This is a genomic window from Chromobacterium sphagni (assembly GCF_001855555.1).
Taxonomy (GTDB): Bacteria; Pseudomonadota; Gammaproteobacteria; order Burkholderiales; family Chromobacteriaceae; genus Chromobacterium; species Chromobacterium sphagni.
Window position 1 is genome coordinate 1 of record NZ_MKCT01000078.1, and the last position, 9848, is coordinate 9848.

Here is a 9848-nt window from a genome sequence, read left to right on the forward strand (position 1 = left end):
CCGCGCCTTGGTTTCCAGCGGCTGCGGCCGCAAGGTGGAGCCGATCACGCTGATGCGCTTCATCAGCAAGCGACCGAAATCCAGTTCGGCCTTCAGCCCGCCCATCAAACCGATATTCACCAGCCGGCCATCCGGATTCAGCGCCTGCAGGTTTTCCGCCAGGTAGCTGGCGCCCACCGGGTCCAGCACCGCGTCCGCCCCGCCCCAGCTTTTCACCAGCTCGCCGAAGGCCGGCGCTTGACGGTAGTTGAACACCTGCGCCGCGCCCAATTCACGGCAGAAGGCCAGCTTGTCCGCGCTGCCGGCGCTGGCGAAGGCCTGCGCGCCAAGCAAACCGGCCACCTGGATGGCCGCCACGCCGACGCCGCTGGCGCCGGCATGCACCAGCACATTGTCGCCGGCCCTGACGCCGGCCTTTTCCGCCAGATTGAACCAGGCCGTCATCCACGCCTCCGGCAGGCTGGCCGCCTCCACCCAGGACAAAGGGTCCGGCTTGACAATGGCAAGCGCCTCGTCCATCAGCGCATATTCGGCATAGCCGCCGCCCTCCAGCAGGCCGAACACCGCGTCGCCCGGCTGAAAGTTCGACTCGCCGGCCACCTCCTCCACCACGCCGGCCACCTCCAGCCCCATCAGCGGACTGGCGCCCGGCGGCGGCGCATAACGCCCCTCGCGCTGCATCAGATCGGCGCGATTAACCCCCGCCGCCATCACCCGCACCAGAAGCTTGCCAGGCACCGCCTGCGGCCGATCCCGCTCGACCAACTCCATCGTTTCCACGCCGCCCGGCGCCTGCTGCGCCACCGCCTGCATTTTCATCGCGATTCCCTTCCGTGTTTGATATCCGACAAATGCGGCCAGTCTCCGCCAGTCCAAGCCTCTACGCGAAATAATCGAGTACGGCGACATATGCCATGAGCTGGATCAAGCAATGGCGGCCGGCTTTGATTACAATGCCCCGTCATGAGCGAGAACTGTTTCCACTGCGGCCTGCCGGTTCCGGCGGGCTCCCACTTCCCCATCCGCTACCGCCAGCGCGAGGAGGCGGCCTGCTGCGCCGGTTGCCAGGCGGTGGCCGTCACCATCATCGATTCCGGCCTGTCGGACTACTACCAGCACCGCACCCAGGATTCGGCCCGCGCCGAAGCGCTGCCGCAGAACCTGCTGGAACAGATCCGGCTGTACGATTCCGACGAATTGCAGCGCAGTTTCGTCCATATCGACCAGAATCAGGTACGCGAAGCCGCGCTGATGCTGGAAGGCATCAGCTGCGCCGCCTGCATCTGGCTCAACGAGCAGCATCTGCGCCAGTTGCCGGGCGTGGTGGCAGTGGACATCAATTACAGCACCCAGCGCGCCCGCGTGCGTTGGGACAACGGCAAAATCCAGCTGTCCCGCCATTCTGGAGGCGGTGGCCGCCATCGGCTATCGCGCCCACCCCTACGACGCCGAGCGCCAGGAAGCCTTGCAGCAGAAAGAGCGCAAACAGGCGCTGGGCCGGCTGTGGGTGGCCGGCTTATCGATGATGCAGGTGATGATGTACGCGGTGCCGGTATACCTGGCGCCGGACGGCGACATCGCGCCCGACCTGCTGTGGCTGCTGCACTGGGCCAGCTTAATCCTCACGCTGCCGGTGCTGCTGTACTCGGCCTTGCCGTTTTACCGCGCCACCTGGCGCGACCTGAAAACCGGCCGCGTCGGCATGGACACACCGGTCACCATCGGCATACTCACGGCATTCTTCGCCAGCCTCTGGGCGCTGCTCCACAAATACGAGCACGGCATCTATTTCGATTCGGTGTCGATGTTCGTGTTCCTGCTGCTGGGCGGCCGCTATCTGGAATCCATCGCCCGCCGCAAGGCCGGCGCCGCCAGCGAGAGCCTGGTCAGACTGGTGCCGGCCTTCGCCCACCGGCTGGCAGGCTGGCCCGCCAGCCGCGATAGCCGCGAGGCCACCGTCGCCAGCCTGTGCCCCGGCGACGTGATTCTGGTCAAAGCCGGCGAAACCATACCGGTAGACGGCACGGTACTGGACGGCCGCAGCGCAAGCGACGAAGCGCTGCTCACCGGCGAAAGCCGGCCGATAGGCAAAAGCCCGGGCGCCGCCGTCATCGCCGGCAGCGTCAACACCGCCAGCCCATTGATCTTGCGAGTGGATCAGGTTGGCGAATCCACCCGGCTGGCCGGCATCGTCCGCCTGTTGGACCGGGCGCTGGCGGAGAAACCCAGGCTGGCGGTGGCGGCGGACCGCTTCGCCAGCTGGTTCGTGGCGCTGCTGCTGATCGCCGCCGCCGCTAGCTATATCGGCTGGCATTTCATCGAACCGGAGCGCGCGCTGTGGGTCATGGTGGCGGTGCTGGTGATCTCCTGTCCCTGCGCGCTGTCGCTGGCCACCCCGGCTGCGCTCACCGCCGCCAGCGGCCATCTGGCCAGCCTGGGCGTGCTCACCACCCGCGGCCACGCGCTGGAAACACTGGCAAAAGTCACCGACGTGGTATTCGACAAGACCGGCACCCTCACCCACGGCCAAATGCGGCTGCTGGATATCGCGGCCCCAGGCAGCCTGGGCCGCGAACCCGCCTTGGCGCTGGCCGCCGCGCTGGAGCAGGGATCGGAACACCCGCTGGCGCAGGCGCTGCTGCAAGCGGCCAAGGACACAACTGCGCCACGGGCTGAATCGCTGCTCAACCATCCCGGCCATGGCGTGGCTGGCATGCTGGACGGACGCGAATGGCGGCTGGGCTCCGCGCCCTTCATCTCCGCCTGGCTGGGTCAGCCCGTGAGCGATGAACAGGATTGGCATGCCGGCAGCAGCCAGGTGCTGCTGGCCAACGCCGACGGCGTGCAGGCACGCTTCGCCATCGGCGACGCCGTCCGCGCGGAGGCCGCCGCGCTGATCGCGCAACTGCGGCAACAAGGCCTGGCGGTGCATCTGCTCAGCGGCGATGGCGACAGCGCCGTCGCCGGTCTGGCGCAGGAGCTGGGCATAAAGCGGCGCCGCGCCCGCGCCGCGCCGGAAGACAAGCTTGCTTACGTCGGCGCGCTGCAGGCGCAGGACAAACGGGTGCTGATGGTCGGCGACGGCATAAACGACGCGCCGGTATTGGCGCGCGCCGACGTCTCCATCGTCATGGGCGGCGGCACCGACGTGGCGCGCGCCAGCGGCGACATGGTGTTGATCGCGGACCAGCTTGGTCTGATAGACGCGGCCATAGGCGTCAGCCGCCGCACATTGACGGTGATAAGGCAGAATCTGTGCTGGGCGGCGGCTTATAATCTGGTGGCGCTGCCGCTGGCCATCCTCGGCCACGTCACGCCCTGGCTCGCCAGCCTGGGCATGGCGCTCAGCTCGCTGCTGGTGGTGGGCAACGCGCTGCGCCTCGTCAAACGGAAGAACTGATGGAAAGCCTCTACCTGCTCATCCCCCTCAGTCTGGTGCTGGCCTTCGTCATCGGCGCCATTTTCTGGTGGGCCACCCGCTCCGGCCAGTTCGACGATATGGAAGGCCCGGCGCACCGCATCCTGATGGACGACGACTCGCCCCGCCAGGAGGAGAAAGAAGAGTAGACAAGGGGAAAAAAGGGCCGCGTTCGCAATCGTAGAATGCGGCTTTTGTGCAGACGAATTACTGCCTATAACCAGTCTACGTGTTACTACTTAGCCTATTGAGCGAGCCCCATGCGCACATTCTTGATCTCGATGTCCGTCTGCATCCTGTCCGCGCTGGCGTTCAGCCAAGCCCAGGCCTCCAGCTTCGCCCTGCTGCTCAGCGGCTGCGTCAGCGGCATCCTCGCCCTCGCCCTCAACCAATGGCTGCACCACCGCAGCCTGATGAAGCCGCTGCAGGACATCGAGCGGCACCTGGACCAGCTGCTGGCCGACACGCCCATCCATCTTGGCCAGCCCCTGCCTCTGCCGGCTGAAAATACCCCGCTGCGCCATGCCATTGGCAAACTGAACCGGCTATTGGAGCGCGCCCACATCGCGCTCCGCGATGTCGCCGGGGCTTCGGTGCGGCTGATGCCGATGGCGCAGGAGCTGACCGACACCTACAGCTCCATGCTGCAGAAAAGCCTGTTGCAGGCCAATCACGGCCAAGCTCTGCTTGGCGCCATCAACACCATGATGGAGCAGGCGCAACAGCTGCAGGCGCACCTGGAAGAGATTACCGGCTCCACCCACAGCGCCAGCGGCGACATGCAGGAGAGCCGCGACACCACCATGGTGGTGATAGACGGCGTCACCGAAATGGCGCAGCTGCTGGAAAAATCCACCCAGGAGGTGCAGGCGCTGGTCGATGCGTCGGGCCAGGTGGGCAATATTCTGGAGACCATCCAGGACATCGCCGACCAAACCAACCTGCTGGCGCTGAACGCCGCGATAGAGGCCGCCCGCGCCGGAGAAATGGGCCGCGGCTTCGCCGTGGTGGCGGACGAGGTGCGCAAACTGGCGCACAACACCCAGGAAGCCACCCGCAGCATCCAGAGCATCATGCTGCAAGTGCAACAAGGAACCAAGAAAGTGGCGGAAACGATGCAGGCGTCCAACCAGCACGCCGACACCGCCGCCACCCACGCTGGCGCCTCGCGTGAAAAACTGGAGAACATCACCCTGTCCATTCACGGCATCAACCAGTCTTCGCGAGCCATCAGTCAAGCCATCCTGCAGCAGAACGCCTCGGTGCAGGCTTCCAAGGCTTCCGGCGACATCCTGATCCAGCTCAATCAGGACGCGCTGGACTCCAACCGCATCCTGTCGGTTTCGCCGGACGACCTGCGCAAGCTGGCCATCAAGCTTTGCCAGGGCCTGGAGGCTTTCGACACCGGCGACGCCATGCGGAACGACAAGCGCCGCAACGTTGCCCGCCCCCAGGAGCTGCAGTTGGCGGCCGTCAAGGGCCGCGACGCCAGCGGCGGCGTCAAGCCGTCCTAGCCGCACCACGTGGTCAATAAGAAATTGACAATTTACCCTTCGCTTATATAATCGCCCTCTTTTTCGCCAACAGCTCCCCAGCAGCCGCGCGCCTTCTTGGCCGCAGCCTGCGTCCAGACAGGGGCGCGCGCGTTGACTCGGCCGCCACGCCGGGCCCGCATGCGCCTCCATCGCTGTTCCAATCCTGAAGGGCGTCCGTGAATACCATCCAAGCACTCGCCGGCATGCTGTTGCTGGTCGGCGTGGCCTATGCTTTTTCCACCCAGCGCAGCGCCGTCAACTGGCGCACCGTGCTGATCGGCCTGGCCATCCAGAGCGGCCTGTTTCTGCTGATCAACTATCTGCCGGCGGTACGCCACGGCTTCGACGCCTTCGGCTCCGGCTTCGCCAAGGTGCTGGGTTTCGCCGGCGAAGGCGCCCGCTTCATCTTCGGCGACCTGGCCAACCCGGGCGGTAAGCTGGGCTTCCTGTTCGCCTTCATGGTGCTGCCGGTGATGATCTTCTTCTCCGCCCTCACCGCCCTGCTGTACCACTTCGGCATCCTGCAGCGCGTCGTCGCCGTGCTGGCCTGGCTGATGAAGCGCAGCATGCGCCTGTCCGGGCCGGAGAGCGTGGTCACCGCCGCCAACATCTTCCTGGGCCAGACCGAGGCCCCGCTGCTGGTGCGGCCCTACATCCGGCACATGACCCGTTCGGAACTGGCCTGCATCATGATCGCCGGCATGTCCACACTGTCCGGCGGCGTGCTGGCGGCCTATGTCGCCTTCCTCGGCGGCGCGGATCTGGCTGAACAGGCGAGGTTCGCCACCTATCTGCTCACCGCCTCCTGCATGAACGCGGCCGGCGCGGCAGTGTTCTGCAAGATCATGTTCCCGGAGGTCAGCCCGGAGCAGATGTCGTGCAGCCAGCTGAAGCAAGGGCAGGAGAAGCAGGACGGCAACTTCGTCGGCGCCATCGTCACTGGCGCGCTGGACGGCATGAAGATGGCGGCGGCGGTGGCCACCATCCTGCTGGCCATCGTGTCGCTGATCGCGCTGGCCAACTACGCGGTAAAAGACGGACTGGGCGAGCTCCTGGGCGTCAACTCCTCCATCCGCGTCTCCACCCACGGCATGTTCGACGGCCTGACGCTGCAATACCTGGTGGGCCAGGTATTCCGCGTGTTCGCCTTCCTGATGGGAATCGGCTGGGACGAGACCCTGGGCGTCGGCAGCCTGCTCGGGCAGAAGATCGTGCTCAACGAGTTCATCGCCTACCTGGACCTGGCCAAGATGAAGGCCGCCGGCACGCTGTCGCCGCAAACCGTGATGATCGCCACCTTCGCGCTGGCCAGCTTCTCCAACTTCTCCTCGGTGGGCATCTGCGTCGCCGGCATCGGCGCGCTGGCGCCGGAGAGGCAGAAAGAGCTGGCCCAGATCGGCATGCGCGCGCTGCTGGCCTCGATCATGACCGGCTTCATGACCGCTTCCACCACCGGCCTGTGGCTGTCGCTGTTCTGATCCGGGCCTGACAGCCAGGCGGGAATCGGCTAGCATGCGATTCCCGCCTTTTCCATCTACGGTGATCCGTGAAAGCCGACTTTTCCTTCTTCGCCACCCGGCGTTTCCTGCCCTTGTTCGGCACCCAGTTCCTGGGCGCCTTCAACGACAATATGCTGAAAACCGCCATCGTGGTGCTGATCAGCTTTCACGGCCTGACGCTGGCCGGCATGCCGCCGGAACAATTGGTCAATCTGGCGGCCGGCATTTTCATCCTGCCCTTCTTCCTGTTTTCCGCCAGCGCCGGCAAACTGTCCGAGCGCTTCGACAAGGCGCGCATCGCCCGGCTGATCAAGCTGGCGGAGATCGCCATCATGCTGCTGGCCGGCGCGGGTTTTATGTGGCAGTCGGCGGGACTGTTGCTGTCGTCGCTGTTCATGATGGGCACCCACTCCGCCTTCTTCGGCCCGATGAAATATTCGGTGCTGCCGCAATACCTGCGCGAGGGCGAGCTGGTGGGCGGAACCGGCCTGATCGAAATGGGCACCTTCCTCGCCATCCTGCTGGGGCAGCTGCTGGGCAGCGTATTCACCCACAACGGCTCGCTACTGATCATAGGCGCACTGCTGCTGACCGCGCTGCTGGGTTTTTTCAGCAGCACCGCCATGCCGGCGGTGGCGCCGGGCGCTCCGCAGCTGAAACTGTCCTGGAACTTCCTGGCGGACTCGGTGGACCTGGTGGGCCAGGCCTGGCGCATCCATGACGTGCGCTGCTCGATTCTTGGCATTTCGTGGTTCTGGCTGATGGGCGCGGTCTACACTACCCAGTTGCCCACCTTCACCCGCCTGCACCTGGGCGGCGACGCCGATGTCTACACCCTGCTGCTGGCGCTGTTCTCCATCGGCATAGGCCTGGGATCGGTGATGTGCGCCAAACTGTCGCACGGCAAGCTGCAACTGGGCATCGTGCTGCTGGGCAGTGTCGGCATGACGGTATTCGGCGGCGACCTGGCGCTGGGCGCGATGCCCCACCACCAAGGCGCGCTGGCCACGCTGACCGAGTTCCTGGCCCGCGCCAGCAGCTGGCGCAGCATTGTCGACGTCACTCTGCTGGGCTTCTTCGGCGGCTTTTTCACCGTGCCACTGTACACCTGGCTGCAAACCGGCAGCCCGGACGAGTTCCGCTCGCAGGCGGTGGCCGCCAACAACATCATCAACGGCTTCTACATGGTGGCGGCCGCCATCGGCAGCGCGCTGATGCTCAAATGGTTCGACAGCATCTCGATGCTGCTGCTGGCGGTGGCGCTGCTCAATGTCCTGGCCACCGCTCACCTGGCCTGGCGCGCGCCGGTGATCTGGCGCCAGCGCTTCAGCTGGATCGCGCCGCTGTTTGGCGGCAACGCCTGAGCGGAAACGACGACGAGGGCAAACGCCGCCGTTTTTCCGCCTGTCCGCCCATTCACTCGCCGGTTTCGTGCGCCTCCTGCACCCGCTCGCCTACCAGCCGCGACAGCTTGTCTATGGCCTTGCCGTTTTTCGCATCCGGCAGCGAAACGAGGAAACAGATTCCGCCGGCCGGCAGATTTTCCGCATAGATGCTGCCCGAGTGAGCCAGCACGATCTGCCGGCAGATCGCCAACCCAAGCCCGGTGCCTCCCGAGCCGTTGGCGGTGGCGCTGCTCTGCACGAACTTTTCGAAAATCCGCTCCAGCTCCGCCTCGGGGACCCCAGGCCCCTGATCGGCTACCGACAGGGTGATCGTGGAACTGAAGCGCTGCAGCTCCACGGTGATTCGGCTGCCCGGCGGGGCGAACTTGATCGCATTGGACAGCAGATTGGCCAGCACCTGCTGCATGCACTTGCGGTCGGCCCAGACCGGCAGCGGCGCCGACGGCAGCTCCAGCCGCAGGCCGATATCGGTCTCCATCATCCTGCCCTCTTCGCCCTGAGTCATCTGGCGGACCAGTTCCGCCAGATCCACCTCCTCCCGACTCAACACCATCCGGCCGGACTCCAGCTTGGCCAGGTCCAACAGATCGTTCAGCAGGGCCAGCAAGCGGGTTCCGCTGGCGTGGACATTCTCGAAATAACGTTTGAGCCGGACGGCCGGCACCTGCATCGCCTTGCCGCAGCCGATCTCGGCGAAGCTGAGGATGCCATGCAACGGCGTGCGCAGCTCATGCGACATATTGGCGAGGAATTCGGACTTGGCCTGATTGGCGCGCTCCGCCTCCTCCTTGGCCTGCAACAGGTCGGCGGTGCGCAGCGCCACCAGCTCCTGCAGATGATTGCGGTGGCTGTGCAGCTCCTGCTCCACCCGTTTGCGCTCCGTCACATCCCGCCCCACCCCGCGATAGCCGCGCAAGCTCCCATCGGCCGCGAGCAGCGGGCAGGCGCTGATGGCTATCCACTGGCGCCCCCCTCCAGGCTTCTGGTAGCTGAACTCGAAATCGCGTATCTCCCGACGCTCGGCCAACAGTCGCGACAACAAGCGGTTTTTCTCGCGGCTTGACCGCAACGGCCGCCACCAGCGGCGCCCCAGCAGCTTGCCCATGGGAATGCCGGTCAGCTCGCTGAAATGCTCCGAGCAATAGCTGAGCCGCCCGTCGGCGTCCACCTCCCACAGCCAATCCGACGCGATGCTGGCGAACATCCGGAACCGTTCCTCGCTCTGCTGCAGCGCCCGGGTGCTCTTGCCTGCCAGTTCTTCCGCCATTTCCCTGCGCCTTATCAGCAGATTGAGATAAATGCCGAGAAAGACCGTGAACGCCACTCCGGCCGGCAGCACCAGCCGCGAGACCGCATGGCTGCCATTGGCCTCGATATAGCGCGGCAGCGCCCGCAAGGTGACCCGCCACACCCGTCCGCCCACGTCCAGCGTCCGGCTCAGCGACGCCGCGCCCGGTGCCGCCTCCTCAGGTGCCACCAAGCCGACCGAGCGCCGCGGATCGGTAACATCCTCCAGTTGCAGGCTGACTCCCTTTTCCTTCAAGCCAGGCAAGGCGCGTGTCGCCAGCCGAGCGGCATTGATGCCGCCGACCACCACCCCGCCGCGCATGCCCTGCACCGGAATGATCATCGACACCCCGCTGCCGGAGCGATCGTTGAACTGGGCCAGAATCAGCGGCTCGCTGATGCGCGGCTGGCCGCTGGCCAGCGCGCGGCGTATGGCATCGCGCCGTTTGGGCTCCGACCACATGTCAAACCCCCATACATTCTTGTTTTCCTCCCTGGGGGCGAGAAAGGTAACCGGGTAGTACTCCGGCCGGGTGCCCGCGCGGACGATGCGCCCATCGGGCTCGGTTTTCTCCCGTATGAATCCGTATTTCGCCTCATAGACCTGGCGCCCGGATTGCAACAACAGCGGCGCCCAGCCTATTCCCTGGAACAGGGGCCGCCTCGCCACCAGCGCTGGCGAAGCGATAGAAGTCCTCTTGGC

At 65.6% G+C, this 9848-nt stretch carries 6 protein-coding genes and 1 pseudogene; 5 read left to right on the forward strand and 2 right to left on the reverse strand.

Translation table 11 applies throughout. The features are described 5' to 3' along the window. The coding region (locus BI344_RS20735) for an NAD(P)H-quinone oxidoreductase (protein ID WP_071114698.1) at window positions 1–819 on the reverse strand (819 nt) is incomplete at its 3' end. Window positions 820–963: 144 nt separating this feature from the next. Here BI344_RS20735 and BI344_RS20740 point away from each other — a divergent pair. From BI344_RS20740 to BI344_RS20760, 5 genes and pseudogenes are all read left to right on the forward strand, one after another. After that, window positions 964–3400: pseudogene (locus tag BI344_RS20740) on the forward strand (heavy metal translocating P-type ATPase). Beyond that, entirely contained in the window at window positions 3400–3567 is a 168-nt protein-coding gene (gene ccoS / locus BI344_RS20745) for a cbb3-type cytochrome oxidase assembly protein CcoS (protein ID WP_071114699.1), read from the forward strand. Before BI344_RS20740 ends, ccoS begins: the two are co-directional and overlap by 1 nt. A gap of 111 nt (window positions 3568–3678) precedes the next feature. Next, the gene (locus BI344_RS20750) at window positions 3679–4932 is read left to right on the forward strand and encodes a methyl-accepting chemotaxis protein (RefSeq protein ID WP_071114700.1); all 1254 of its coding nucleotides are present in this window, start codon (window positions 3679–3681) and stop codon (window positions 4930–4932) included. Between the two features lie 197 nt (window positions 4933–5129). Then, the gene (locus BI344_RS20755) at window positions 5130–6431 is read left to right on the forward strand and encodes a NupC/NupG family nucleoside CNT transporter (protein WP_071114701.1); all 1302 of its coding nucleotides are present in this window, start codon (window positions 5130–5132) and stop codon (window positions 6429–6431) included. 68 nt (window positions 6432–6499) lie between these two features. Beyond that, window positions 6500–7816 carry an MFS transporter gene (locus tag BI344_RS20760; RefSeq protein WP_071114702.1) on the forward strand — a complete coding sequence of 439 codons (1317 nt, stop codon included), beginning with the start codon at window positions 6500–6502 and terminating at the stop codon, window positions 7814–7816. Window positions 7817–7868: 52 nt separating this feature from the next. Here BI344_RS20760 and BI344_RS20765 read toward each other — a convergent pair. After that, window positions 7869–9848, reverse strand: a 1980-nt coding sequence (locus tag BI344_RS20765) for a CHASE domain-containing protein (protein WP_139167095.1), incomplete at its 5' end; no start/stop codon positions are given.